At 65.0% G+C, this 26,088-nt stretch carries 27 protein-coding genes and 1 pseudogene; 17 read left to right on the top strand and 11 right to left on the bottom strand.

Annotated features, from left to right (window positions below):
- Positions 1 to 12: 12 nt before the first annotated feature.
- Entirely contained in the window at positions 13 to 282 is a 270-nt protein-coding gene (locus tag L0C25_RS04505) for a hypothetical protein (RefSeq protein WP_271635228.1), read from the bottom strand.
- 543 nt (positions 283 to 825) lie between these two features.
- Between L0C25_RS04505 and L0C25_RS04500 the strand changes: the two genes are divergently transcribed.
- Positions 826 to 1,143 (top strand): hypothetical protein, encoded by a 318-nt coding sequence (locus L0C25_RS04500; RefSeq protein WP_271635227.1) that lies wholly within the window; start codon positions 826 to 828, stop codon positions 1,141 to 1,143.
- Between the two features lie 481 nt (positions 1,144 to 1,624).
- On the opposite strand, the gene L0C25_RS04495 is transcribed toward L0C25_RS04500, so the two are convergent.
- Positions 1,625 to 1,774, bottom strand: coding sequence for a hypothetical protein (locus L0C25_RS04495; protein ID WP_271635226.1), 150 nt, complete (start codon positions 1,772 to 1,774; stop codon positions 1,625 to 1,627).
- 207 nt (positions 1,775 to 1,981) lie between these two features.
- Here L0C25_RS04495 and L0C25_RS04490 point away from each other — a divergent pair.
- Together L0C25_RS04490 and L0C25_RS04485 are read left to right on the top strand one after the other, a co-directional pair.
- Positions 1,982 to 2,146: pseudogene (locus tag L0C25_RS04490) on the top strand (DUF255 domain-containing protein); the annotation flags it as partial.
- A 318-nt stretch (positions 2,147 to 2,464) separates the two neighbouring features.
- Positions 2,465 to 2,704: a hypothetical protein gene (locus L0C25_RS04485; RefSeq protein WP_271635225.1), complete on the top strand. Its 240-nt coding sequence runs from the start codon at positions 2,465 to 2,467 to the stop codon at positions 2,702 to 2,704.
- Between the two features lie 142 nt (positions 2,705 to 2,846).
- On the opposite strand, the gene L0C25_RS04480 is transcribed toward L0C25_RS04485, so the two are convergent.
- Both L0C25_RS04480 and L0C25_RS04475 read right to left on the bottom strand, forming a co-directional pair.
- Positions 2,847 to 3,398, bottom strand: coding sequence for a GNAT family N-acetyltransferase (locus L0C25_RS04480; protein ID WP_271635224.1), 552 nt, complete (start codon positions 3,396 to 3,398; stop codon positions 2,847 to 2,849).
- Entirely contained in the window at positions 3,395 to 4,249 is an 855-nt protein-coding gene (locus L0C25_RS04475; protein ID WP_271635223.1) for a HEPN domain-containing protein, read from the bottom strand. The genes L0C25_RS04480 and L0C25_RS04475 overlap by 4 nt, the downstream gene beginning before the upstream one ends.
- A gap of 434 nt (positions 4,250 to 4,683) precedes the next feature.
- On the opposite strand from L0C25_RS04475, the gene L0C25_RS04470 reads away from it, so the two are divergent.
- The 3 genes from L0C25_RS04470 (at position 4,684) to L0C25_RS04460 (ending at position 8,639) form a co-directional block, all read left to right on the top strand.
- Positions 4,684 to 4,896, top strand: coding sequence for a YciI family protein (locus tag L0C25_RS04470; RefSeq protein WP_271635222.1), 213 nt, complete (start codon positions 4,684 to 4,686; stop codon positions 4,894 to 4,896).
- 239 nt (positions 4,897 to 5,135) lie between these two features.
- Positions 5,136 to 5,783: a hypothetical protein gene (locus L0C25_RS04465; RefSeq protein WP_271635221.1), complete on the top strand. Its 648-nt coding sequence runs from the start codon at positions 5,136 to 5,138 to the stop codon at positions 5,781 to 5,783.
- 234 nt (positions 5,784 to 6,017) lie between these two features.
- On the top strand, positions 6,018 to 8,639 hold the full coding sequence (locus tag L0C25_RS04460; RefSeq protein WP_271635220.1) for a TrlF family AAA-like ATPase: 2,622 nt from the start codon (positions 6,018 to 6,020) through the stop codon (positions 8,637 to 8,639).
- Positions 8,640 to 9,094: 455 nt separating this feature from the next.
- Here the strand turns inward: L0C25_RS04460 and L0C25_RS04455 are convergent, their stop codons facing one another.
- The 6 genes from L0C25_RS04455 to L0C25_RS04430 form a co-directional block, all read right to left on the bottom strand.
- On the bottom strand, positions 9,095 to 9,568 hold the full coding sequence (locus tag L0C25_RS04455) for a hypothetical protein (RefSeq protein WP_271635219.1): 474 nt from the start codon (positions 9,566 to 9,568) through the stop codon (positions 9,095 to 9,097).
- 125 nt (positions 9,569 to 9,693) lie between these two features.
- A complete protein-coding gene (locus L0C25_RS04450) occupies positions 9,694 to 11,058 on the bottom strand; it encodes an RNA-directed DNA polymerase (RefSeq protein ID WP_271635218.1) in 1,365 nt (454 codons plus the stop codon).
- Positions 11,059 to 11,130: 72 nt separating this feature from the next.
- Positions 11,131 to 12,381, bottom strand: a complete 1,251-nt coding sequence (locus L0C25_RS04445) for an IS256 family transposase (protein ID WP_271635148.1) — start codon at positions 12,379 to 12,381, stop codon at positions 11,131 to 11,133.
- A gap of 466 nt (positions 12,382 to 12,847) precedes the next feature.
- Positions 12,848 to 13,726 carry a nucleotidyl transferase AbiEii/AbiGii toxin family protein gene (locus L0C25_RS04440; RefSeq protein ID WP_271635217.1) on the bottom strand — a complete coding sequence of 293 codons (879 nt, stop codon included), beginning with the start codon at positions 13,724 to 13,726 and terminating at the stop codon, positions 12,848 to 12,850.
- The gene (locus L0C25_RS04435) at positions 13,723 to 14,280 is read right to left on the bottom strand and encodes a type IV toxin-antitoxin system AbiEi family antitoxin domain-containing protein (RefSeq protein ID WP_271635216.1); all 558 of its coding nucleotides are present in this window, start codon (positions 14,278 to 14,280) and stop codon (positions 13,723 to 13,725) included. The genes L0C25_RS04440 and L0C25_RS04435 overlap by 4 nt, the downstream gene beginning before the upstream one ends.
- Positions 14,281 to 14,381: 101 nt before the next feature.
- Positions 14,382 to 14,708 carry a hypothetical protein gene (locus tag L0C25_RS04430; protein WP_271636789.1) on the bottom strand — a complete coding sequence of 109 codons (327 nt, stop codon included), beginning with the start codon at positions 14,706 to 14,708 and terminating at the stop codon, positions 14,382 to 14,384.
- Between the two features lie 707 nt (positions 14,709 to 15,415).
- On the opposite strand from L0C25_RS04430, the gene L0C25_RS04425 reads away from it, so the two are divergent.
- From L0C25_RS04425 to L0C25_RS04375, 11 genes are all read left to right on the top strand, one after another.
- A complete protein-coding gene (locus tag L0C25_RS04425; protein ID WP_271635215.1) occupies positions 15,416 to 16,207 on the top strand; it encodes a hypothetical protein in 792 nt (263 codons plus the stop codon).
- Between the two features lie 139 nt (positions 16,208 to 16,346).
- Positions 16,347 to 17,030, top strand: coding sequence for a hypothetical protein (locus L0C25_RS04420; protein WP_271635214.1), 684 nt, complete (start codon positions 16,347 to 16,349; stop codon positions 17,028 to 17,030).
- A 299-nt stretch (positions 17,031 to 17,329) separates the two neighbouring features.
- The gene (locus tag L0C25_RS04415; RefSeq protein WP_271635213.1) at positions 17,330 to 17,983 is read left to right on the top strand and encodes a hypothetical protein; all 654 of its coding nucleotides are present in this window, start codon (positions 17,330 to 17,332) and stop codon (positions 17,981 to 17,983) included.
- Complete coding sequence (locus L0C25_RS04410) at positions 17,938 to 18,726, top strand: hypothetical protein (RefSeq protein ID WP_271635212.1); 789 nt, start codon at positions 17,938 to 17,940, stop codon at positions 18,724 to 18,726. Before L0C25_RS04415 ends, L0C25_RS04410 begins: the two co-directional genes overlap by 46 nt.
- A gap of 11 nt (positions 18,727 to 18,737) precedes the next feature.
- On the top strand, positions 18,738 to 19,457 hold the full coding sequence (locus tag L0C25_RS04405; protein ID WP_271635211.1) for a hypothetical protein: 720 nt from the start codon (positions 18,738 to 18,740) through the stop codon (positions 19,455 to 19,457).
- The gene (locus tag L0C25_RS04400) at positions 19,454 to 20,266 is read left to right on the top strand and encodes a hypothetical protein (protein WP_271635210.1); all 813 of its coding nucleotides are present in this window, start codon (positions 19,454 to 19,456) and stop codon (positions 20,264 to 20,266) included. Before L0C25_RS04405 ends, L0C25_RS04400 begins: the two co-directional genes overlap by 4 nt.
- Before the next feature lies 1 nt (position 20,267).
- Positions 20,268 to 21,572 carry a CpaF family protein gene (locus L0C25_RS04395; protein WP_271635209.1) on the top strand — a complete coding sequence of 435 codons (1,305 nt, stop codon included), beginning with the start codon at positions 20,268 to 20,270 and terminating at the stop codon, positions 21,570 to 21,572.
- Positions 21,569 to 22,432 carry a type II secretion system F family protein gene (locus tag L0C25_RS04390; protein ID WP_271635208.1) on the top strand — a complete coding sequence of 288 codons (864 nt, stop codon included), beginning with the start codon at positions 21,569 to 21,571 and terminating at the stop codon, positions 22,430 to 22,432. The genes L0C25_RS04395 and L0C25_RS04390 overlap by 4 nt, the downstream gene beginning before the upstream one ends.
- Positions 22,429 to 23,307, top strand: a complete 879-nt coding sequence (locus L0C25_RS04385; RefSeq protein WP_271635207.1) for a type II secretion system F family protein — start codon at positions 22,429 to 22,431, stop codon at positions 23,305 to 23,307. The genes L0C25_RS04390 and L0C25_RS04385 overlap by 4 nt, the downstream gene beginning before the upstream one ends.
- A gap of 19 nt (positions 23,308 to 23,326) precedes the next feature.
- Complete coding sequence (locus tag L0C25_RS04380) at positions 23,327 to 23,551, top strand: FeoB-associated Cys-rich membrane protein (RefSeq protein ID WP_271635206.1); 225 nt, start codon at positions 23,327 to 23,329, stop codon at positions 23,549 to 23,551.
- 21 nt (positions 23,552 to 23,572) lie between these two features.
- The gene (locus L0C25_RS04375) at positions 23,573 to 23,995 is read left to right on the top strand and encodes a TadE family protein (protein ID WP_271635205.1); all 423 of its coding nucleotides are present in this window, start codon (positions 23,573 to 23,575) and stop codon (positions 23,993 to 23,995) included.
- Positions 23,996 to 24,062: 67 nt separating this feature from the next.
- On the opposite strand, the gene L0C25_RS04370 is transcribed toward L0C25_RS04375, so the two are convergent.
- On the bottom strand, positions 24,063 to 25,418 hold the full coding sequence (locus tag L0C25_RS04370) for a site-specific integrase (protein ID WP_271635204.1): 1,356 nt from the start codon (positions 25,416 to 25,418) through the stop codon (positions 24,063 to 24,065).
- Positions 25,419 to 26,088 lie beyond the last annotated feature (670 nt).

The raw sequence follows: 26,088 nt of genomic DNA, 5'->3' as shown, positions 1-26,088 counted from the left end.
TGTCGTCGTTCATTAGGACCTGTCCGGTCTTGCGGCCGGCGTCACGTCGGGCGCGGGCTGCTGGGCAAAGGTGCACGCGGTTCGCACCAGCATGCCGTCGAGGGCCATCAGTATGAGGCCGTTCACAGGATGCCGTCCGAACACCAGGGCATTCCCACTCGCATCGCTGATCCCATCGGAGGTCGCGACGGCCTCGATATGCAAGCCGGCAAGCACGGCCGCGACGACCGCCATTGTCGTCCTTCGGCGCGGCGCATGCAATGCGGCGGCGACGATTGCCATGCCTGCTGGCCAGCGGAAATGGGATCGAACGGAGGCCGCGGTGAAGGTCGTAGAAGTCGCCGGATCCGGTGCCTTCAGCACCGCTACGGGCGCGGAAGAATTGTGTGACGACCACGACCACGATCACGGGCAGGGCGGCGAGTCCAGGCAGAACGTTACGCACACGAGGTCCTGTCGAGTATCAGGTCGCGATCTAGTCCGGGCCACTTGGCGGAGGGCTCCTGTACTCAGCAAGCGCGGCACGTGTGAGGACGGTCGACCAGGACCGTCTCGTGCAGGTGATCCCAACGCTACCGCCGCCGTTGCTCGCCGAGTACGTCGTGACCCGTGGGAGGCGTTCTGCGGTGCGACCCCGTGCGTCCTAGTCGCAGATCCGGTCAAACGCGTCCGGAAACTTTGTAGATTGTTGACAATCGGAATCTCGATGCGTAACTCTCCTCCGGTCCAACTAACAGAAGGAGAGGCACGAACTTGATGGATCCACAGGCAGGGGCAGGCAGATCACACAGGCGAGGAACGGTTGCAGCGCTAGGCGTGGCATCGATGGTCGGCGCCCTGACAATCGGTACCGCCGGCGAGGCGGCCGCCCACTGGACGTACAGCTATCACGGCAGCGACTTCACGTCGGTGAGCTACGAACATGACAACGCCAACGTCTTCGACATGGAGTGCGACGGGAATTACGTCTCCGTGGATTACCGTCTTATGAACTCCACCAGCACGCCGCGGTCGGTAACGGATTGGGACGGGTGCAACCGTGGTGGAGGTGGCACGGGCTTCCTCCCGAGCGACGTCTACAAGTTCCGCACTTGTGAGGCCAACGTCGGCTGTGCCCCGTGGGTGTACCCACTCGACGGCTGATACCCGGTAGCCACGGCGTTGTTCGACGAGGGCCAGGTCCTCGGCGAACAACGCCGTGTCCCCAGGGTCAAACAGGTGGCGCTGGCCGCACGCCGCGAGCATGGCCATCGGCCGCAGCGGCCAGCGCGACTTCGAGGTCGCGCTTACTGGCAGCCCTGGATGGTTAGGGTTGCCCGCCTCAGCACCGGGAGCAGGCTGATCCTGTGTCTTTTGGCCGATGGTGTGGCTTTGAGGAGTCCAAACACGTAAGAGGAGCGCGAAGAGCGTGCTATGGCATTGTCACCTCCCGCGCCAACCTTGGTGCCCTTCGCGGTCGGCAAGGCGGTCGCGATGCAGAGCTCAAACCCTTCTTCGCAGACAGTGTCGGTGATCGGCGCGTTTGATTGGCGAGGGCGCTCGGGCTGAGGACGGACAGCCTCACGATAGTGGCGAGCCCGCCGGTTGGTCGGGACAGTACATGGTGAGAACGCCGGTCGGCGTGTCACTGAGGCTCGCGAAGGTCCGCTGCACCGAAGCCGCGCGTGTCACCGGCGACCGCGGTCTTCCAGGGCTCGCCGTCGCCCGCGGGAACCTTGAAGTACACCTGATAGGTGGTGCCGCCGGCGGGGGAGCGTAGAGGCGGACGCGCCACGGCCAGCGGGCGTCATCGAACCGACGCTCCCTGCCCTGCGCGAGCAGCGTGGACTTCCGCCGGGTGGCCATGTTTTCTGACCTCTAGGCTTGAGTCGCTGGAAGCAGAACAGCGCCTTCAGATGCAGCACAGGATCATAGGTTGGATCAATTTATTGCATCACTCCAGGCGGATTGATGCGACCATCACCGGATCGGAGTCTTGTCGATGGTGAATCGGCTCGCGAGCGCGACCAGCCCGTACCTGCTGCAACATGCCGACAACCCCGTCGACTGGTACGAGTGGGGCGACGAAGCGTTCGAGGCCGCGCGTAGCCGCGACGTCCCGATCCTGCTCAGTGTCGGGTACGCCGCGTGCCACTGGTGCCACGTGGCATGGCCGCTCCGGTAGGTTGGGCTCGATAGGTCAAGATCTCTGCAATTTAGGGCCGCTCGTGGCCAAATCGGTTCACCAAGAAACGGGCTAGATCAGCGTCTCCACGATTGTTTGCATCACTTTTTGCATCACTCCGAGGTCAGAGAGTGGACCGGTCGACCGCGCGCAAGCCGTGGTCTAGCCGCACGTCGAGGCGCACCCGTACGAGAGGCGCCGGTCTCATAGCTGCGATGGCGAGTGCCGCGAACGTAGGGGCGGGCCGCCGCATTGCCTCTGCCGCTCCGGCAGCGAGGCGGAGCGATGTGGCCTCGCGGCGTGGACCCTTTGGACCTCGATCGCCTCGGCGGCCCGACGGATGTTCGCTCGTCGTCGCGGTACTTCGCGAAGCCGTACGAGATGCGGGGTGTTGACCGCTCGCAGAGTGCGGCACGCGCCGAGTGCGTCCTTGCCTTGGGCCGGTCTGCCTTGGCATCGGAGCTGTTGAGTCGCTCGCTGATCTTGATCCGCGTACGCAGTCAGGCGAGCAGCTGGTCCGAGGTGCGCGGCTCGAAGTGAATGGAACCAAGGTGCGTGGATCGTCTCGCTCGAGCGGTGATGGCGACGCGTTCGTTGTCACTGCACACGCGGCGGAAAGACGCACTTTCGTCTCGGCAGATCCGGATCTATGGTCAGGTCAAGACGCCATGGGAGATGCCATCTAACTGAAGCCGAGACCGAGGAGCTCGTCGATGTTTACGAGCCCAACTAGCTCCTCAAAGCAAAAGCCCATCCTCTCGAACCGTGCCCGCCGCAGGTCAAAGTCGCCTCCATCATCCAACTGGAGCGCGAGGAGGCTTGCACTCTCGACCTCTCTTGCATGCTCTGCGAACAGCTGAACGGCTCGGAAGCCGACTCCGCGGCCCCGGCGAGCTTGACCGACGGCGAGCATGTGAATGAAGGCGACGACCGCGCCATCATCGACCGCGTGGTCACCTGCGTTGCCATTCCTTCGTGTGCCGCTGAGGTAGCCGACAACCTGATCTGTGCTATCGGCGACGGCGAAGTAGGCGCCAGTGCCGCGACCGAAGTAGGCAACCTCCTTCTCCGCGGAGATGCCGATGTCGCCCTCAGCCTCGATCTGCAGGAGCAGGTCGCGGAGCGGTTGGAGCAGAGAGCGGTCGGTCGCAAGTCGATACTCGAGGCCGCCCGTCGACCCCGCGCAGTCACAAGCTTCCCCATCCGGTCCTTCGGCAGCAGAGTCTTTAGTCACGGCGCTTCTCCTGCCGTGTAGCCGCGGCCGGCGATCATGTCCAGGAACTCCGGGTCCTGCGTTCGCATCAGCTGACCGACGCGGGTCTCCGCGTCCTCCACCATGCTCCTGACCGTGGCAACCAAGCTCGCAGCGCGTTCGGCGGACGGGATGTCACCCTCTCCGTACCTACTCGCTCCTCGCAGTCCATTCAGAACGATCAGCGTCTCGTGTGCATCAGGCGTGGTGTTGCCGAGGCCGACCTGGACTTTCGTCCAATGCTGGCGCGCTGAGTGTGAATTGCGGCGCCCACCCATTGGCGGCTCTTCCGTAGCTAACGAGTAGGTCTGTGCTGTGATGGCCAGTTCTGCAGCAGCTAACGCGTTCTCAACGGAAGGACCGATGTAGCCGGCCTCCAGCGCACGCTGAGCGGTGGTCAGGTAATCGTCGGCGAGGCGGAGCATCTTCAGGCTGCGGCCGCGGTTGCGGGTGAAGTCGAACTGCGCATACTCGCGGCCGTCGGGGAGAACGACCCAGACGACCCATCCAGCATTAGGGTCAACGCCGACGGGCTCGAGCGCTTCGACGTCCTCGACGTTGGCGACCTCGACCGCGTCTCCAGGTTGAACCGGAGAGCCGACCCGCGAGCGTGCCATCAACTCGAACTCGTTATTGAACCGCACCTCGACCGGCTGGCCCGGATGGAGTACCGCCAGCGCACGTAGGACCGGTCCAGTGACAGACTCGCCGCCGCGCCGCGCGACCTCGGGCTCCCAGAAGACAGTCCTCATCTGGTCGAGTACGTTCGCCGCAAACTCGTCGTTGGGACCCCCGGGGGCCGTTTCGGTCGGCCTATTGTCTGTGCTGCTCACGCTAACCGAGTCTAGGTGCCTCTTGCGCACTCGGCGGCGGTAACAGGCCTCGGGAGTTCAACCGCGTCGGTGCCAGGCAACCGTGCGGTGCATACCCGTGCCTGCCCCATGTGCCCGCGAGCCGGCACCTAGCTGTGCCATCTCGAAACCGCGCGGCGGCCGCTCGGCAGCCCGGACGTGCCTGCCACGCGGCGCAATGTCGCGACACCGGATGGAGACGCGGGAAACGGGATCGGACGGTCGACCGATGAGTTTCCGCGTCGAGGCCGGTCTAGATGGCATGAGCCAATACCTACTGTCCGTTCCGCACAACTCCGACGAGGAGCCGACCATGGAGACCATGGACCGGGCGAGCTCGAGGCGGCCATGGCTGCCACGGGCGCGATCATCGAGGAGCTGACATCGACCGGCGCCTCGTCTTCGCGGGCGGGCTGATGCCGCCCTCGAGCGCGATCACCGTCGACAACACGGGCGAATCCCTGAGCACCGTCAACGGCCCCTTCGTCGAGGCTCCCGAGTACCTCGGAGGCTTCTGGGTGATCGACGTCGCCGACGAGGCGACCGCCGGCGACTGGGCCGCCCGCGCGTCGAAGGCCCTCGGAGGCCGCATCGAGGTCCGCGCCTTCCAGGTGCCACCGGGCGAGTGAACTCAGGTCACGAGCGCCTTCACAAGCTCGAGGCGTCCGGGTTCGTCCGCTCATCGTCGATGCGTACGTTCGTCGCGCACCGCAACACGGATCGCGGCGGCATGGGCTACGTCACGACCGACGCGCGGAGACCAGGCTGTGGGCGCAAGGCCGGCTCACTACAGGCCCGACTTCCCCGTCATGCGAACCCCAGCAGTTAGGTTGGCGTGAACAGCCTGCGTCGCGTGAGGAGGAAGCGAGTGAGCAACGAAGTGTGGCTGGTCCTCGCCGGCGGCGCAATCTCCGTGGTCGCCGGCATCGTCGGCGCCGTTGTCAATGACCTCTTCAAATCCCGTGAAGAAGCGCGCGCCGAAGAGCGCGCGTACACCAAGTCGGAACGCGACCGCCAACACGGAGTCGCCGAACAGATCCTCACCCTGTTCTCCCAGTTCGCCGAAGCCATCGAGGCAGTACGACGGATGGCCGAGGACATCTCCCCATCGCCCGTGGAGCGACGGTACGACCTGTACAACCAGATCAAACAGAAGACGCTCTATCTGCCCAACGACCTCGCCGATCACGTGCGCTTACTCGCCGACGTCGCATACCACGCAGACGAACTCGCTCCCGGCCGGTGGGGCGCAGGCCATCACTGGCAGGGCCAATCGACGATCCTCCAGAACTGCAAGATCGAACTCGAGAAGGAGCTTTCCGCGTTCCTCCGTGGCCGTCCAAGTCCAAGCCTGTCATCCCTCGCGAAACAGTACGAACTAGCCCTCGAAGACGATTTTGACGAACGGCGCAGCGACTTCGCGCAAGAGATCGCCGAAGCCGAAGATGCCCAAGACGAATGGATCAAACGAGACCCCAAGAACCGGGCGCCGCTCCGCATCACCAACGACGAATAGTCTGGGCGGATGGTCAGCGGCCAGCCCGAGCCGATGAAGCGCCACCTACCAGGCGGCGGAATGACGTACGCGTGGCTTCAAGGTGCCATTTCGCCTCGACGCCGTCCGACTCACTGCCAAACTGTGACGACGACCGCGCCGGATGCGGTCAAACTGCCAACGTCCGTACGTAGGCCGCACTAACTTGGCGTACTGAGAGCGGTACCAGTATGGCAGTGGCAGGAGGACGGGAACATGGAGCATGACGGTGAGCATGGGGCGCGCTGGGTTCGGGCCGCCTTACAAGTGAATCCGTTTGAGTACTCAGGTGCGTCCGGCCCAAAGCGCTACTTCGGGGACGTCGACTCATACCACTCAGCGCTCTTCGACAGCTGCGCGGCCGAGGGCATCGAACTCATCGCCATCACGGACCACTGGGCGGTCGACACGGCCGAGACCTTGGCAGCGGCAGCTGCTCAACGCGGCATCACAGGACTTCCGGGGTTCGAGGCGAACACGAGCGAGGGAATCCATCTACTCGTGATATTCGAGGCTGGGACTCCCCTCGTCGACATCAATGCGGCGATCGGACATTGTGGTGCCGACATCACGCCGGGGTGTCAGAGCGGGACGACGGGCGACTCTTTCGCAAACATCGTCACTGGTATGACTCGGCGAGGTGCTCTCGTGATTCCCGCACACGCGAACACGGCGCCACGAGGAATGTTGTCGACCTTCAGTGGCCAACCGCTCGCCGCGCTGGTCAAGCACGAGGACCTTCATGCAGTGGCGGTATCCCCTGGGCATGATCCCACTCCGGATCAAGAAGCGGTCTTCGCCGGCCGCCCTCCGTTCGTGCGCGAACACGCCCTCGCAAAGGTCTATTGCGACGACATCTCCCACCCGGACCGCTTGAGTGAAGTAGGTGGATCGACGTGGTTCAAAATGCGCAACCTAGGGCTAGCCGGACTGAGGCTAGCGATCAGGACCCCTGAGACACGCATTCGCCGGGAGAACCCCGAGTCACGACCTCGTACGCTACTTCGGTCTGTCTCGTGGACCGGTGGCTACCTGGACCGCCACGTCATCAGATTCTCCGACGACCTTACAGCGCTCATCGGAGGGCGTGGCACTGGAAAGTCGACGGCCATCGAGAGTGTTCGGTACGCCCTGGACATCGAACCGATTGGGTCCGCCGCACGACGCGATCATGCCAGCATGGTTGAGCAGGTGCTTGAGCGCGGAACCATCGTTGAACTCGTGCTCGACGCCGTCAGTCCAGCATCCAGCCGTTACACAATTCGCAGAACAGTCCCCGACCCGCCAGTGGTGCTCGACGCATCCGGCTCGGTGACGAACCTGCATCCCCGAGATGTTACGGGCGGCCTCGAGATCTTCGGACAACACGAGCTTGTGGAGGTAGCCGAACGACCAGCGAGCGTCGCTCAGCTGATCACTCGGTTCTCCGACGAGTCGACGCCTGAACAAATCGATGCACTTCAGGCGAAGCTGAGCGACAACCGGGATCGGCTCGAGGCGGTCGAGCACGAACAGGCAAAGCTCGAGGAAGAGCTCGCCGATGTGGCGAGGTTGCAGGCAACAGTTGCGCAGTTCGAGCGGGCCGACTGGGCGGCTCGCCTCACTGCCCAACGACGGCTGACGCAGGATGAAGCCATCATCGCGGAGGCGCGCCGTCGCGTCGACAGCGCAGCGGCGTCAATCGGCAACGTGATCGAGGACGACCCCGTAGGTGTCCTTCGCGAAGATTACGCCGGGCTAAACGATTCGCCGGAACAGGAGCTCCTCGAGAAGGCAGAGGCAGTCACCAGGCAACTTGCAGGCACGGTCAACTCAGCACTCGACGGATTGATCGAGAAGATCGCGACGGCCGACCGACAGTTGGCAGACATCCAGGCGAACCTGGTGGCTGCGTCTGAACCGAAGCGAGCCGCGCACGCCGAGGTGGTGCGGGAGCTGAAGGCAGAGGGGCACGACCCGGATCGATTGATCGCAACGCAGGAACGTCTGGCACAACTCATGGCGAGTGCGCCACAGCGTGACGTGCTGCGCAAACGACGTGATGTATTGCTTACGGAGCGGAGAAGCCTGCTCGATGGACTGCACGAGGCTGAGACGACGGCCCGGCGACGCCTCGGGCGCGCGGTTACTGCGGCCAACACTGCGACTGTCGGCGCAGTCCGAGTCAAACCGGTCGCGTCGCCGGATCGTGCGCTACTGCAATCGATCGTCGAACGGAATGTGTCCAACAGCCGGAAAGCGCTGCTGGATCTTGTCCAACGAGCAGACTTCTCTACTCGGCAGTTCGTCAACGATGCTCGGTCCCGAAACCTGCGTGATGCCTACGCGTTCTCCGATGCACAGATCTCGGCGATTGAGGTTGCTGGCGAACGATTCCTCCGCCAGGTCGAAGAGGTTGTCTCTGAACATGCCGTAGAGGTGTCGCTGAACGTCGCGGCCGAGGAAGACCCCGCGACTTATAGAACACTCGAGTCGTTGTCGAAGGGCCAACGTGCTACAGCGTTGCTCCTCTTGCTGCTTCGCGTGTCCAAGAGTCCGTTGATCATCGATCAACCGGAGGATGACCTGGACAATCGCTTCATCTATGCGGGGATCGTCCGGCACCTCCGCGAACTCAAGGGCGTGCGGCAGATCATCGTCAGCACCCACAACGCCAACGTCCCAGTTCTCGGCGACGCTGAGCTCATAGTGACCTTGCGGGCCGATGGCCAGCATGCGAGGGTGAGCGAAAGCTGTACCGGATCGCTAGACGAACAGGCAGTAATGCGAGCAGCCGAAGACATCCTCGAGGGCGGGCGCAAGGCCTTCGACACGAGACGACATCTCTACGGATTCTGAAGCAGACTAAGGACGGAGCCAGAATGCACCGTTGCCCGACCGCGGTTGTGAGTGCGTCAGCGTACGTTCGCGAACACCGTGTCCGCGGCGGTATGTCACGGACCGCCTCGCCGTCGCCGCTCCGCCAGTGTCGGTATCGACTGCATGTCTTGGGCCATGGACCCTTCAACTCGGTGCCGTAGGGCGTGCTCTCTGGCGTGGTGAGCAGCTTCGCCGGATACCGAATGTCAGTTCGTGCCACGCAGGTATCAGCGGCTAGACCTAGACGGTATGGAGTGACCGCTCAGGGCTCTATGTACCGTCTAGTTCGACCCGTCGCGAAGCCGCAGTCGACCTGAACGCACCGCTTCGAGATCGGCGAAGACCTCCACTAGGTCGCCGTCGTCGGCCGCCGCTACCTCAGTGTCACGGGCCCACCCATCCCGGCGCCCGGCCGCACTCGTCGTGTCCGAGCCCTACGTGGTGAGATTGATCTTTGCGTCGAGGTTTTTCACAAAGAGATCACAACCTGCGGCGACCTTCGGCACCGTTGCAGCGCTGAGGTGCATCCGATTGCTGCCGATCGTGACGCCTATCGATTTCACCGAGGCCGCAAGCTTGGTCTGCCCACGCTGTTTGGCGGTCAGATTCCCTAGGCCGTGAAGTAGGCAGTTGCGAACCTCGACGCCAGCTTTGATGTCGCCCCAACCGCCGAGGCTCCGAAGACTCAGCCCGTGGTAGTCGTGATAGGCATCGTGACGGTCCTGCCATGAACCGCTCGAGGCGAGTTCAAAGTCCTGCACGAGTAACGACACCAGGGACTTGCGGGAATCAACGAGGTTATCCATCCGGTGCATTGAAACCGCGTCGACGTACGCTTCGATGATCGAGACAAGGCGAACTATAGCTGTTTCTTGGAGCCACACCGCTGGGTCGGTGGATACACCCATCGCGTTTGTGAGAATGCGTCGTGGAGGGCCCGAAGGACGAGCGGCGCGTGGTATGTCGACCTCCGCGTGGCGGATGAGCACTACGGCCGCTTCGCTCAGCGCGAGGTTTAGCCCGGACGCCGCGCTCATTTGCCTGCGGGAGGGCTGATGAGAAGCTCGTAGAGTCGTGAGCTCCCACGAACTGCGCTTCGCTGCTCCGCGGTTGCCGTCACATGATTGATGGCGATGGCGTACCACGGAGCGAGAGCTTCGGCCTGAGTTCGAAGGGCGGTGTCGAGTGTCGCGAAGTCCATCTCGCCCGCAAGGGCCAGCGCAATGGCGGCCTCTGCATGAAGCAGCCCCGGCGGCGCATCCTCAAACTGTCCTCGGATCCACGTGACTCGGTCGGTATCGAGGAACGCGCAGCGGCGCGCCACGTAGGTCAACCATGCACGCTGCCATGTGTTGAATGCGCCGGATCGAGCAACGAGGGCATCCCATACCGAGTCGGCATCGCGCTCTGCGTCGTGCATCGTTACGAGATAGTCGGCGAGTCGAGGCGTCAGCTGGGGAAGGAACCGGAACACCTGCTCGACGTGAGGTAGGCCGATCGGCGACTGCTCACGCGACGCGATGTTGAATGCTCGACGTAGGTCCTTGACCTGATCTGGGCTTGCATTTGTGAGATCGATTTGGAACTCGTCGCCAGAGGACAGCTGGTCGAAGGTCGCGCCCGCTGTCTGAAGCAAGCCTTCACTGTCGAGGTCTGGGTAGTCCTCAACCCAGACCTCAATCTCGGTAGGGTTAATCTCTACATCGGCCTCTTCGGCTTCGCCGATCGCGTACCGCCAGAAGTACGTGCTGAACTTCAAGATCATCGACTTGCGGTCGTTCAGGACAAGGCCGAGAGGTCGTGCCGCAGCGCTTAGTTCTTCAAGCGCCTGCTGGGCGTTCCCGTAGCCGTTGACGGCGAGTCTGAAGTCGTCGTTGTAGCGCCAGGCAGCGCCGAGTCGCCGCACGACGTCCCTCTCCAGTGCCTGAATGTAGATCTCGGACAACTTGTCGGACGGATCCAGAAGTTGCGGGAGTCCGTATGTAGTCCCTTGAACCTCGCCCAGCAGTTCGATGAGCAGTCGTGCCGCATCGACCTTGCCAGTCCGGTTTTCCAGTTCGGCGAGGAGAACCCCGTGGTCCACGTACTGGTAGTAGGAAGCAATGTCGGCGTGGACGACGTACTCCACCTGTGCGTCGGAGAGTTTCATCCCAAGGTTCTCTTGGGGAAACGCATGCTGGATCGGGCCCGCGACGAAGCTTCGGTACTCCTCGGGCGAACGTTCCGTGAGTTCAAGGTCAGCCACTACCCACTCGGTCAGGGCGCGGAATGCGATCCTTTCGGCAATACCGACCACCGGAACTGGTCGGAACGCTTGGTGAGCCTTTCGGGCATCCACGACTAAGCCCGGTGCGTTGCGATGACCCGTCTCCAGCCGTGTGCGGACCCACTTGGCCACAGTTCCTGCGTTCGCCGCTGGTCAAGTCCTGCGGCGTGGTGTATCGCGTTCGTGTGATCCTTCGTTGGTTGGTCAGGCTGTGAGGGCGGGGAGTTCGGGTTCGGTCACCTCCTCGTCGGTGGATTCGTCGGTGTCGATGGCCTGTGAGCGGGCGAGCACGTCGAGGCCGAGGTAGCGGCGGCCTTCTGCCCATTCGTCATGTTGTTCGGCGAGGACGGCGCCGACGAGTCGGATGATCGCGTCGCGGTTGGGGAAGATCCCGACGACGTCGGTGCGGCGGCGGATCTCACGGTTCAGGCGTTCGTTGGGGTTGTTCGACCAGATCTGGCGCCAGATCTCCTTCGGGAACGCGGTGAACGCGCAGATGTCGGCGCGGGCATTCTCGAGATGCTCGGCCACGGCCGGGAGCTTGTCGGCCAGAGCGTCGAGAACGCGGTCGAACTGGGCGTGCACGGCCTCGGCGTCGGGCTGGTCGTAGACGCTGTGCAGCAACGCCTTGACCCACCCCCAACTGGACTTCGGAGTGACGGCCATCAGGTTCGCCGCGTAGTGGGTGCGGCACCGCTGCCAGGCCGCACCGGGCAGCGTCGCGGCGATCGCGGCGGTCAACCCGGCATGCGCATCGGAGGTCACCAGTCGCACGCCGGACAGGCCGCGGGCAACAAGGTCGCGGAAGAACCCCAGCCAGCCGGCTCCATCCTCGGCAGAGGTGACGTGCACGCCGAGGATCTCTCGGTGGCCGTCGGCGTTGACGCCGGTCGCGACGAGGGCGTGCACGGGGACGACGCGGCCGCCTTCGCGGACCTTGAGAACCAGCGCGTCGGCGGCGACGAACGTGAACGGTCCGGCGTCGTCGAGCCTGCGGGTGCGGAACTCCTCCACGTGTGCGTCGAGTTCGGCGGCCATGTCCGAGACCTGCGACTTGCTCAACCCGGTGATCCCGAGGGTCTCGACGAGTTTGTCCATCCGCCGCGTGGAGACGCCGAGCAGATAGCAGGTCGCAACCACGCTGGTGAGTGCCTTCTCGGCACGTTTGCGACGCTCGAGCAGCCACTCCGGAAAGTAGGAGCCCTGCCGCAGTTTCGGGATCGCGACATCGAGGGTGCCGGCACGGGTGTCGAAGTCACGATGGCGGTAGCCGTTACGACGATTCACACGTTCCTCGGAGACAGCGCCGTACTCGGCGCCGCACACGCTATCGGCCTCGGCAGACAGCAGTGTGTTGACGAAGGTCTGCAACATCGAGCGGAGCAGATCAGGGCTCGCCTGATCCAGCTGTTCGGCCAACAGGCGTGCAGGGTCGATACTGGGCTTGACGGTCATCGCGGTGCTCTTTCTTCGAGTCGGTTGTGAGAGATCACTCGAAGGATCACCCGATGACCGTCATCTACTCAGGCGACACGCTCACCGGGGAACCGATACACCACTCTGCCGGACGCCACTTCGCCGCTACCTCGTCGGCCCAAGGCTCGGGTGGTAGGAGGTTGCGCCAGAAGGCCGCCTCAGCCTGCGCCGCTGCCTTGAGGTCCAACTTCTTGAGTATCGATGGAGGTACTTCTCGCACGGCACAAAGACTCCCACACGAGGACGGCCATGTCCTACGCGTCCGTCGCAGCGTCCTACGCGTCCGTCGCAGCGAAGCGTGAGCGCGTGGCGCCACGCGCGTGCTCGGACACTGCGTCTATCTGGGCGGTGTGGGGCACCACCCCTATCAGATGGCCTGTCCTGTATTTCGCGTGGCTGCTGCGAACAGCAGCGTGAGCGAGACACGGGTGGTGTTGGTTCCGTTCTACGGGGGTGCCTGCGCATCGCCATCGGTGTCGGCCTGTGAGAACGCGGGGTCGAGTACTTGGGCGACCTTGGTCATCTGCGTGTCAAGGGCTGCTTCGCTGATGTCTTCCAGACCGTGTTTGCGTCTCCATGCGGCCCACTTGGTTTGGCCGACGGCGCCGTAGCCTGCGGTCACGGGTGTGATGGGGCCGAGTTCGATGCCGCGATAGCGGGCGACGGCCTGAGCGGACTCGAAGAGCTGGTCCTCGTCGATGTGGTGATGTTCGGCCAGTTGGACGATGTCGATGTAGTCGCGCCATCGGGTGCTGGTGATACCGCGTTCCAGGATGGTGACGCCCTTCTCGGCGACGGCTGTCTCGGGTGTGTAGCCGAGGATCTCGATGTCCTCGCCGAGGATGCGCGGAACCCGCACCCTTCCCGGCGGCGGGATGATCGGGTCGCCCGTGGAGACGTCCCAGGCAGTCACGACCTTCTGTGGCCCGATGTGCGATACAACTCGCATCCGCAGGCCCGGGTATGTGGACTCGTCGCGAATCTCCTGCACGCTTGTCGTGGCCAGGTCGAACCAGACTCCATCTGCGACCTCGACGGCCGCGACGTCACGCACGATGTCGGAGATGAGCGCCGGAGTGGCGGCCATGTTGATCGCTTCGGCGTCAACGTCTCTGGTCGGGCGGCGGATACCGTAGACGGCGAGCAGGATGCCGCCCTTCAAGACGAACTTGGTGGCGTGTTCGGTACGGGTTAGTCGGTCGAGGAACGATTCGAGCGCATGCCGGGTGAGGTATTCGGCGGTCGGGGTGGGCCTGCCCTCCCTTGCACCGTCTGAGCGTGCCCGGTTCTGTATCTGGCGGAAGACTCGGTCACCGTCGGTCATGTCAGCAGGTCCAGGGCTTGGAGGATCGGCTGCTTGGTGCGGGGGAGGCGGGTGGCGATGGCGATGAGCTGGGCGGGTTTGCCGCCGTGGCGTAGCCATTCACGGAGTGCGTCTCGGCCGAGTTCGTAGCCGAGGTCGCCGCGGAGACGGAAGGCGTCTGCGATGGTGCGCTCCGGGGAGTAGATTCCGATGCGAAGTTCCGAACCGGGGATCGGGATGGTGTCGCGGCCGAGGTCGAATGTGTCCTTGGCGAACGAGTGCCAGGCGATCGCGGCGCCCGTCGCGGGGATGCGCGCTCCTCTGGGTATTGCAATGTCGAGAGCGTCGGGGATGGTGTCGGTCAGGTCGTGGTAGGCCAGCGCGGATGTTAGACAGATCGTCGCGTCGGGGCGGCGGGTTGCCGCCTCGATCCAGTCCCAGTCGGCGGCCGGAGCATCAGCGGGCCGGTAGATGCCGCGCGCGATCCGGTCGTACTCCCCGGCATGTGCCGCCCGGTAGAGGGAACTCTTCGACATGCCGAGCCGGGACGCATCCTTGGGCTGCAAGGTCTCCACAACACACCTCCGTCTGACCCGATCCGTCTACAGATAACCGTATCTGTAGACGAATCATTCCGCAATGTGCTCGTCTCGGCCGGCGCTGTAGCGACCGGTGCTCATGCAGACTTGCGTGCCGCGCGCTTGGCCGGCGGCAGGAGGCTTTGGAGGTTCGCGCGGTGATGTTGGGGCACGGCTGAGACTTCGGTCTCGGCCGCTGCGATACGACGGTCCTCCCACGCCAGGAGCTGATCGAGACGCCAACGGTCCGGGTGCGTCATCACAGGCGGTGGCACGAGGTCGCGGTCTTTGAGGTTCTGATAGCCCTTCGTCTTGCCCCAGCCGTACCGACGCATCACTTCGCGGGCATCCAAGAACACATGGCGGGGATCCTGCGCGGCAGGGAACTCGTCCTGTGTACCGTCGGTTGGCGCCTCGCTCATCATCACCACCTCCCACCTCTCAATTGCCAGCTACCACCGGTCGCAGACGCCCGCGCTCAGGCTTCAAGCGTCCCTGGCGATCTTCTGGCGGGCGCGTTGGGCGAGGTGGCACGAAGGCGCTCAGTCGCAGATTCAGGCCCTTTGTGAGTTCGGCGGGATGCGGTTGCATGCCGGCGCCGAACCGATCGCTCATGTGGGCACAGGCGGCGACGTCGCTGCGGGCTACTCCCTCGACGTCAGCCAAGCCGGAGCCGACCCGCACGTCCGGTGGCTGGTCACCCGCGGGGACGCAGCTCGCTAAGCCGGCGGCGCTGCAGATTGTCGCGTCCATCGTCGCGACGTGCCGGGGGAGATGCACGTACCGCAAACCGACGGTCGTCTTGTTCATGGCTATGGACATGCCGACCAATGGTGTCGGCGGCACCTTCAAGAGTCACATCTCGCCAAAAGGTCGCAAGATTCTCTATTCGACCACTGGTAGCGGCGTACTGGCTGGCATGAATACCTGGATTGTGGGCTCGGCCCGGAATGTAGACCCCAAGTCGCGGGCAGCGAAGCTAGTCGCGTTCGCCGCATTCTGGCGGGTGGCGTCCGCAAGGGGTTCTGAAGTTGCCTGGGACCGGGTGCCCAGGGGCTGAACTCAATACGAACCTGCTGGCGCGCGTACTATTGTATGTAAGATCATACTTTAGTATGCTCGGTGTGTGGACATGAGTGAGCCGCTCCGCGCTGTGACGCCAACCTTGGATGGGCCGGTGCTACGCGTGCTCGCTGGAGCCGAGGACGAGATGACTCGCCGACAGATCACCCGCCTTGTTGGGGATGCGAGCGAGGCCGGCGTGCGCAAAGTGTTGCGCCGACTGGCCGAGCAGGGGATCGTCCTCGAGCGACGGATCGGATCCCAATACACCTACACGGCCAACCGAGAACACCTCATGTGGCCGGCGATCGAGGTTGCCGCTACGGCGGCAACGCGCCTCGACGACCGGATTCGAGGCCGGGTCGCAGATTGGACGTTTCCTGCTCTGTCGGTTGAACTCGTCGGGTCGGCAGCGACCGATACCACGTCCGTGGAGTCAGACATCGAACTATTGGTCTATCGGGAGCACTTGACCGTCACCGAACACGACACCTGGAAGGACCAGGTCGCCGCCCTCCGCGTCGACGTCGAGCGGTGGACCGGCAACCCGTGCGAGATTCTCGATGTCGACCCCGTGGACTTGGTGGAGATGGCCACGGACCCGGACTCCGTGCTGCGATCCTCGATGCGCCTGATCGCCGGCCTGCAGCTTGCGAAAGCGACGCCGAGTGCCACGCTGGCAAGACGCCTGCGCGCCTTGGTGTCGAGCAGCGCGACCGACGTCGACGAGGCGACACTCCGAGAGCTCGCTCCTCCCGTCGCACCGGAACTACGACGGACGATCAACGAAGTCTTCAAGTCGGCGAATGCGGCTACGCCGCCGGCGATCGCCAAGGCGATCGGGTCAGCAAGCCGAGAGTGACTGTATGACGACAACGTCGAGTGAGTAACCGATAAGGAAGGAGGCACAGGACGAGCCGTAGTACGTAAGCGGCCCGAACAGGTGTTGGAGCACCTGCCCGGGCCTTGCCAAACCACCTGAGCAAACCAGGAGGCCGGCCATGCCGAACACTACCGATTGCCGTGTGCTCGAGGTATCGGTCCTCGGGCCCATCTCCATCGACAAGCTTCCGCCCTTCCCGACCGATGACTCTGAGGTCGCGCGGCGGCGACGGATCGTCATCGACTTCGTCGTCTATCTCGCCCTGAACGGCGGTCAGACGACCGAGACGATCGACGAGGAGTTCTTCAGGAATGCGCGCCAGCCCTCGCAGGTCCGTTGGAACGTTGCGGCGATGGCGCGCCACTGGCTCGGGCGAGACCGGCTCCCGCGAACGACTCGGGATGGCGTTGTCCGGCTCGCTGGGGTGACGACCGATTGGGCGAGGTTCGGCCTGTATCACCAGCGCGGCGAGGATGACCTCGCATTGCGACTCGTGCGGGGTCAACCGTTGACAGGCCTGTCACGTCACGTGTCGGGCTGGGCAGACATGTGGCAGGCCCAAATGATCGCAGTCATCCATCAGACCGGGATCTCGTACGGGCGTGAGCATCTGCACCGGGAGAACTGGACCGAGGCGCGCATCGGTATCAAGGCGGCGCTGTCAGTTGAGCCGGCGAGCATCCCGGCGTATGGCCTAGCGGATGCACTAGCCCGGAAGACCGACGACGCGGTCGCCCTGGAACGCAGCCGCGATGCCAAGGAACAGGCGCGAGGAGCGCTCCACGACCCGCGCTACGTCTGAGACGAGGAACTCCAGACGACAGGCGCCCTGCGGCTAAAGCTGGGGCTCCTGAGTTCGACTGGCATGCCGCTTCGTCAGAGAACAATCTTTCGTTTGGTGAACGCTGGGAAGACTCTCACTGCCTTGGGTGGTAGACGGTGCCCGGATAGCCAGACGAACGGAGCCGGCGGGTGAAGTGCGGGACGAAAGACGAGCGAGCCGTCCGTACGGGCAATCTGTCCGAGCGGCACGTTCGTCTTAAGGTGAGAATCACCGTCACTCACGGTGACGGACGGCTACAAACAATAAGGGGGATCCCCGTGCGGACTCTTCGTACCGTACTTGCTGTTGCCGTACTTCCCGCCCTCCTCGTCGCGGGTTGCGGAGGCGACGACGAGTCCGACGGCACTCTGCCGCCGGCCGACGACCAGTCGAGTTCGACCGCGAGCAACGCGCCCGGCAAGGACGACGACAACGGCACAGGTGGAACCGAGCCGGCCAACGATCCAAGGTACGCGCCGAAGCCCAAAGGAGCGAAGCTGTCTGCCGGCGAGCAGGCCGCGTACAAGAAGGCACTGCGCGACTACGACCGTTGGCACGCGATCGCGGAACGACTCAACCGGAATCCCCGCACGACGAAGGCAGTACAGCGCAAGATCATCAACCACACGTACAGCCCATACACGGCGACGTTCTACAAGAAGGTTGCCCTGCTGAAGCAGAAAGGGCTGACCGAGGAAGGCAGGGCGACGCGACCGTGGCGGGTGCCAGTTTCTGTCGAGCTGGACAAGAACCATCCCACCGTAACGATTCTGGAGTGCATCGACACGAGCTCGCTCCGAGTGCTGAGGGATGGCACACCGATCGATCCGGAGGTCGCTGATCCGTTCCGGAGTCGCACGACGTTGACGGCGGACGAGGCCGGCCTGTGGCGTCCAACGAAGAGCGCAAACGGTGCATCGTGCGCAGGCTGATCGCCACAGCGGTCACCACCGTGTGCGCCGTCTCTCTGGGTGGTGCAGCGGTGGGTGAAGAACACGTCGGTACGGACGGGCCATCGATCGACGTCGAGATCGAGTCAAACCCGGTAGACGGCTCCGATGATGGGTCCACCGATACGACAGGTGACGCGGATACGGGCACGACCGGACCAACCATCCCGGACTGTGTCGTCGAGAACATGCCAGGCGTGGGCTGCGGCGGGATCGATCCAAACCAGGAGCCTGACGGCGGGCCGGAGTTGCCGCCGGTGAATCCGGCTGATCTTGGCGAGAGCGTTCTCGACACAATGTACCTGCCATCGCCGAAGGTTTCGATCTCGCCTGGGCCGCCGAATCCGACGTACGTGAATCTGTGGACGTGGTTCTGGATCCCCGAGTCGCAGTGGGTGCCGAAGTCGAAGTCGGTCACCTTGCGCGGCACGACGGTGACGGTCACGGTGAAACCGGAGACGGCGACGTGGGATTCGGGTGAGGGAACGACGACGTGTGCCGGGCCGGGCGAGCAGTGGGTCGAAGGTTCGCCCGAAGAGTCGTCATGTGGACATCGCTACGAGAGCACAGGGTCGATGAATGTGTCCGCGTCGATCGGCTGGCATGCGACGTGGACGTGCTCGGGAATCTGTATCGCTGACGGCGGTGACCTTGGCGTGCTCGAGGCAGACGCGGGGTCGGCGCAGCTCGAGGTGCGGCAGCGTCAATCGATGGTTATTGACTGAAGGGTGACGTGATGGCATCGACGTCGACGGAGCGGCAGGCGCCGTGGTCGCGCACGAGCTCGAACGGGACTACAGGTTCCGCGGAAAGTCGTGTCCGGCTTCCGGAGGGGCCGTCCGGCGGGTCGTGGGATTCGCGGCGGTGGGGCAAGGCCGCGGCGGCGGTGTTGCTGATCGCGCTGTGCGCCGGCGGCGGCGCGGTGTTGTTCCAGCGGTCGAGCGATGAGGTCGCGGTGATCGCGATCGCGGACGGCGGTGTCGCGAAGGGCGAGGTCATCGAACGGGGGGATCTTGTGCAGACCGATGTGTCCGGCGTGGACGGCGCGATCCCTGTCGGCGACCTGGCCGAGGTTGAGGGGATGACGGCGGCCGCAGATCTTTTGCCGGGCCAGATCGTGACGGATGCGGCATTGACGAGCGAGCCGGTGCCCGGCGACGGCGAGCGCACAGTCGGGTTGGTGTTGTCGGATGCGCAGATGCCCGACGAGGTCGCGCCGGGTGACAACGTGATCGTGTTAGCGGTGCCGCGCTCGGATACGGGGACGGCGTCGGGTAAGGCGTTGGACGATCCGGTGAAGTTGGCGCCGTCAGCGCGGGTCTACCGGGTGGACGCCGCGACGACCGATGGCGGCACGGCGCAGCGGGTCACGGTCGTCGTGCCAGAGGCCGCGGCAGCTCGGATGGCTGCGTACGCGGCCACGGACCAGGTCGCGATCGTCGAAGCGGCCCGGTGAGCGGCATGCTGGTGGCGGTCTGCTCCGACAAGGGCTCGCCCGGGGTGACGACGACAGCGCTTGCCCTGGGTGCGATGTGGCCCGGTGAAGAGGTCTCGGTCGTCGAGCTGGACCTTGCCGGCGGTGACCTGGGGCTGCGGCTGCGAGACGAGAACGGTGCGGGGTTGCCCTCGAAGCCGACGGTGGTCGCGTACGCGGCGGCAACCCGCGGAGGAGGTCCGGCGCCGTTGGCGCCTTACGCGATCGGCCTGGGCGGCGGACTTGGTGTGGTCCAGGCGCCGATGACGCGCGAGGTGATGGGGGCTCTGCCGAATGTTTTGTCTTCGGTGGCGCATTCCTTGGGTACCGGGGACGGGGATGTGATCGCGGACCTGGGCCGTATCGACTCCGCGAGCCCGGAGATTGCAATCGCGGCGGGCGCGGATGTGCTGGTTGTCGTGGCGCGCGCGTCGCGCGGAGCGGTTCGACGGTTGCAGGAGCGGCTGTCGCTGCTGCTGTCGACGGTCGCCGGCCAACGAGGAGGCCCGATCCCGACCTACGTGGTGTTGGTGTGCCCGCGCCGCTACGGTCGCGGCCACGTCTCGGACATTGAGGCGTATCTGGCCGATCGGGGCGTGAAGGTCGACGGGGTCGGGTTCATCGGCTGGGACCCTGCCGGGGTCGAACGGCTCGAGCGGCGCGGCGATCGTCGAGGTCGTCGGATGCGGCGCACGACGTTGGGTCGGACGAGTGCCCGCGTCGCCGAGACGGTGGCGACGATGAGCGACGGGTCGGGCTCCTACGCGGAGTCGTCGACGGGGGTGTCCTGACATGGCGGTCGATCGGACAGTGCTGAAGGCGCTGCAGCTGCGGTTCGCGACTCTGCAGAGCGAGGAGCGGAACCGGCGCCGCCTCGCAGGTGAACCGGAGTTGGGCGACGCGGATGCTCGCCAGCACGGGTTGTACCTAATCAGGCAGGTCGTCGCCGAGCACGCCGACCAGCTGGCCGACGTACGCACGAGTCTGTCGGAGGACGATCAAGCGGCGTACTCGGCTGCGCTGGAGGCGCGGCTGTTCGGTGCCGGGACGCTCGACGACCTGTTGCACGAGCCCGAGGCCGAGAACATCAACATCAACGGCTTCGACAACGTCTTCGTGCAGTACGCCGACGGCACCAAACGTCGCGCCGATCCGGTGGAAGGCTCCGATGAGGAACTGGTGAACACCATCCGCCAGCTCGCCGCGACGGTCGGGTTGTCGTCGCGGCCGTTCGATACGGCCAACCCGCAGCTGGACCTGCGGCTGCCGGACGGGGCACGGCTGTCGGCAGTCCTCGGAGTGTCCCCGCGGCCGTCGGTGTCGATCCGTATCAATCGGCTACCAGACGTGACGTTGAAGGACCTCACCGCGAACGCGACGCTGACGCCGGAACTGGCGAGCTTCCTGACGGCGCTGGTGCAGGCCAGGAGCAACGTGATGATCTGCGGAGAAACGAACTCCGGGAAGACGGTGCTGTTGCGTGCGATGGCCGCCGAGATCGACCCGTCGGAGCGGATCATCACGATCGAACGGGCGCTCGAGCTCGGATTGGCCGATCAGACCGACCGGCATCCCGACGCCGTCCAGATGGAGGAACGGCTCCCCAACTCCGAAGGCCTGGGCGCGGTGTCGATGGCCGACCTGCTGCGCCGCACTCTGCGGATGAACCCGTCACGGGTGATCGTCGGCGAGGTCCTGGGCGATGAGGTCGTGACGATGCTGAACGCGATGAGCCAGGGCAACGACGGCTCGCTGTCGACGATCCACGCGAACTCGCCGCGCGATGCGTTGAAGCGGCTGAGCACGTACGCGATCCAGGCACCGGAGCGGCTTGCCGTGGAAGCGACGAACCTGCTGATCGCGAGCTCGATCGAGTACGTCATCTTCCTGCGCCGACTCGACGTCGGTGACGACGGGACACCGCGCCAGCAACGGATCGTGGAGTCGATCCAGGAGATCAACTCCTCCGGAGAAGGCGTCCCATTGACGTCGATGATCTGGGAGAGCCCCGACGGCGTTGCCCCAGCGGTACGCACCGACGCGGCGATCCAGCGCGACGATCGGCTGAAGCGGGTCCAGCGATGGTGGCCGCGATGAGCCCGATCACGCTTTCCGCTGTCATCTTCGGCGCCGGGATCGGCGCCGGGCTGGTCTGGCTGGCCGTCATCGTGCGCGGCGGCCGCACGGGTGTTGCCCGGCCGACTCGTCGCCGACGGTTGCCGGCCGGGATGAATCCCCGAACGGTCGCGGTCGCGGTTCTCGCCGCGGTGGTGATGGTGCTGCTGACCCGGTGGGTGATCGCCGGCGCGGCCGCGGTGGCCGTGGTGATGTTGTGGCCGATGATCTTCGGCGGCGCCGCGGTCTCAGACCGCAGCATCGCGCGGATGGAAGCGGTCGCCACGTGGACCGAGTCGGTCCGCGACCTCGTCAAGGGCGGCATCGGCCTGGAGGAGACGATCCCGGCAAGCGCGCAGACCGCACCGGCGATCATCCGACCGCACCTGTCGCGACTTGCCGGAAACATCGCCGTACGGGTGGACCTGCGCACGGCATTGCAGGAGTTCGCCGACGACATCGACGACGAGAGCGTCGACGTCGTCGTAGCGGCGCTGATCCTCAACTCCCAGCTGCAGGGCCCCGAACTAGTGCAGCTGCTGACGACGCTGTCGACATCGCTTCGTCAGGAGCTCGATATGCGCACCAAGATCGAGACCCAACGCAAGGGGCTGCGGCGGCAGGCACGCTCGATCGTGGTGGTGATCGGACTGCTCATCATCGCCCAAGCCGTGTTCGCCCGCGGCTACGTCGAGCCGTACGGCACCGTGACCGGGCAGATCCTGCTCGCGGTCTTCGTTGTCATGTGGATCGGCGCGTTCATCCGAATCCGGGTGCTGTCCGAACCTCCGCCGCCGCGGCGGATCCTGGACCGCTCCGCCGACGCTGGAGCGCTGCGATGATCGCCGCGTTCGCACTCAGCGCCGGAGTCGGCCTCGGGCTGGTGTGGCTGGCCGCCGCGCTGGTCCCGGCCCGACCGAACATCCCGGCCGACATCGACCGGTGGGAACGCGGCCGTGCCCGCGCACACAACACCGGCGCCAAAGCGCCGCGGCTGTTCACCCTCGCCGCTAACACCCTGAGCCGGCACGGGATCGAGTTCCCCGGCCTGCAACGCGATCTGGCGATCACCGGCCGCACACCCGAGGATTTCGCGCCCCGCGCCGCGCTCCTGGTGCTGGCGGGATTCCTGGTGCCGGCGATGCTCGGCGTCGTGGCCACACTCGGCGGGCTCGGCCTGCCGGTCGAGATCCCGGCCCTGGTATGCCTGTTCGGTGCCGCGGCCGCCGGGGTGGCTGCGGTAGCCCAGCTGCGGGAGGAGGCCAAACAGGCACGGCGCGACTTTCGCCGTTCTCTGTCGGTCTATCTGGATCTGGTTGCGCTGCAGTTGGCCGCCGGCCGCGGGCATCCGGAGGCGCTGCCGGCGGCGGCGAAGATCTGCCACGGCTGGGCATTTCAACGCCTCGACGACGCGCTGCTGCGCGCCCGCCAGGCGGGCGTCACGCCGTGGGAGGCGCTCGCGGACCTTGGCCGCGAGTACGGCATCGAGCAACTCGAGACGCTCGGCGGCGCGCTGATGTTGGTCGGCGACGAAGGCGCGAAGGTCCGCAACTCTTTGAACGCTCGCGCCGAGACTCTGCGCAATCAGCGCATCGAGGACGAACGCGAGGTTGCAGAGCAGCGGTCGAAGTCGATGAGCTTCGCTCAGGTCCTGGTCGTCGTGGTCTTCATCGCTTACCTGTTCTATCCGACCGCGGTCATTCTGATTCACACCTAAGAAGGGGAAGTGGTTCCCAATGGACGAGCTGAATGTGTGGCGGGCCTACGTCACGTCGAGGTACGAGCTCACCCGAGCACGCCAGCGCGACGACGAGTCCGGGTTCACGGTGCTGGAGTGGCTGATCCTCGCCGGCGTGATCCTGACCCTGGCCGTCGCGGCCGGGCTGATCGTGAGGTCGATGTTCAACGACAAGAAGGAAGACCTTCCCAAGACGATCGCTGAGCTCACAGGCCGGTCCTAGCCACGGGCGGAGCGGACCATCATGGGCAAACACCACAGGGAGCGCGGATTCACGACGATCGAGTTCATGATCGTCGTCCCGGTGCTGCTGTTGATGCTGATGATGGTCATCCAGGCCTACCTGCGCATCGACGCACAACGCGTCGCGCAGGCGGCCGCGGAGGAAGGTGCCGCCGACGCTCGCCGGATCGGCGGTTCCAGTGAGCAGGCCTCACGAACGGCCTACGAGTACGCGGATTGGCTGTCGGAGGGCAGCCTGACTGATGTGCACGTGACGGTCGACCTCGACGCCGAAAAAGCAAGTGTCACGGTCACCGGCACCGCGGTGTCGTTGATCCCGGGCATCGACCTGTCGGTCACCCAGACCTCGACCGGGCCGGTCGAGCATTTCGTCGAGACCTCGGGTGAGTTCGCGAATTCTGAGGTGTTTGAGGGTGGGAACTGACGTGTCTAGCCTCGCACAGATCGCTTATATGGTTACGGGTTCGCGAACTCGGGGCGGTCGGGGTGTGTCAGGAGGACTCCTGGTCGTCGAGTTCGGCCGGGGGCAGGTAGCGCAGGGCTGCTTCGACGGTGAGTCCGAACAGGTCGCAGATGCGGCGGACGTCGCCGCTGGTTGCGCGGGCTTCGTGCAGGATGCGGTCTTCTCGCATGTCTTGGATGGGGATCCCTGTTGTGAGGGTGAGCCAGCGTGGCCCGACCGGGGTGGCGCGGCTGGAGTTGCGGTGGTTGAGGAACACGTGCGGGTTGGCGGTGTGGGGCCATCGTCGGTTGCGGTGGTCGAGCCACGCAGCGAGCCGGACGCGGACGGGTTCGGCGAGCAGGATGTTCCGCCCGCCCACGTGGACGCGGTTGGCGTTGAGATCGGTCAGGTGCAGGTTTCGCAGTTCGCCGGCGCGCAGGCCGTGGAAGGTGGCCAGGGCGGCCAGCGAGGCGCAGGCTGGGTCGGGCGAGAGCAAGGCCTCTCGGATCTTGTCGGCGTGTGCCGGCAGCGGATCGCGCCGTTCGTAGCTTCCAGTCTGGATGCGGGCGATCGGGTTGACGAAGAGGATCTTGCGGGCCTTGAGCAGGGTGAGGATCGAGCGGAGTCCGGCACCCATGGTCGAGCGCGGGTTGCCCGAGGTCGGGAGGATGGCGCGGATATCGGCCGAGGTGATCTCGCGCAGCGACTGGTGACCCTGCTCGGCCCAGATGCTGAGTGCAGGCATTGCCCAGCGCAGGTGGACCCGGACAGTTGTGTGGTCGCGAGGGTGCCGCCGCGGCGGGGTGGTCGAGCCGTTGACCATGACGTCGAACCACTCGGTCAGATCGGTGCGCATCTGCTCGGGCAGCCCGGCGACAGTCGTAGCGAACCATGCATGGATTGCGGGTTGACGGTCGTCGAGCATCACACCGGCGGCCGTGGCGACGTCGATGACCGGGATCGCGGTCAACCCGATCGTCTGCAGCTGCATCGCGTCGCTGGCCAGCAGCATGGAACCGGGAGTGTCCTGCATGAGTTGCAGGACACGCATCGCGAGCCGGGTGCGTTTGACCGTGGACTTTGCCCAGCCGTGCCGGCGGGCGTGGTCGAGGACCGCGGCGTCGAGGAACGCGGCCATCTTGGCGTCGGGCGGGTCAGCCCAAGGTCCCTTGGCGCGGGCGGCGGCCAGGTCACGTGGCATCTCGAACAAGACCAGCTGGAGCTGTTCGATCGGGGAGAATTCGACCGAACCGTGTCCCGGGTCGCGGCGCGGAGTACGTGGCTTGCTGGCCCCGCGGACGTTGCCGGTGAGGGGCCGGGTAGCAGGCCAGGCGATGTTGGCCAGATAGAGCTGCTGCCCGTGGAGGTTGGCCTGTTCGACGGTGCTGCCGAGATGGATCACCATCTGCCGGTCGCACAGGTTGCACACATGGGCTTCGGTGACCGGCTGGTCGGTGCGCCGGCAGATCCGGCAGGCGTCGCGAGGAAGTCGTTGACGCCAGCTGTGACAGCGCCAGCACAGCCATTTGTGCTTGCGGATCACACCCCATGCCAGACAGTCCCGACACGATTCGAGGCGTTGCGAGGCAGCGTTGTGGCAGCGCTCGCAAAGTCCTTGGGAGTAGTACTCGTATCCAGGGGTTCCGCCGCAGCGACGACAGGGCGGTGGCTCGAACGGTCCACCGGGCAGGCAGTGATAGCAGAAGTCGACACGCGGCGTGGTCCAGGCCACGCGCCGGGCCCTGCAGGTGCTGCACGGTTTGGGGGCTCTTCCCAGATGAGGGTGTAGGTCGGCCGGGAGCGTCGGTCCGCAGATAGACGTCGAGGTCTCCCGACGACGGAGGTTCCTACGCCATCCATCCGAAAGACCTCGACGTGACCGACGCTACCCCGCCGGCCGGCTTCGGCCGCCCTGACCTAACCGCCTTCGCGGCTCATCCCAATCGGCTCTGATCGGGTCTGCTGACCCTCTCGACGAGAACGCAGCGACATCACAGCCACCAACCCCGACCGTCCGGGAAGCCGGGGCACGTCACATGGGCTGTGCTGCGGGCGTGTCGAGTGGGTAGTCCAGG

Origin of the sequence: Solicola gregarius, from assembly GCF_025790165.1 — a bacterium.
GTDB classification, from domain to species: Bacteria; Actinomycetota; Actinomycetes; order Propionibacteriales; family Nocardioidaceae; genus Solicola; species Solicola gregarius.
The sequence above is the reverse complement of the archived record's forward strand: the minus strand, read 5'-3'. Positions and strand labels throughout refer to the sequence as shown.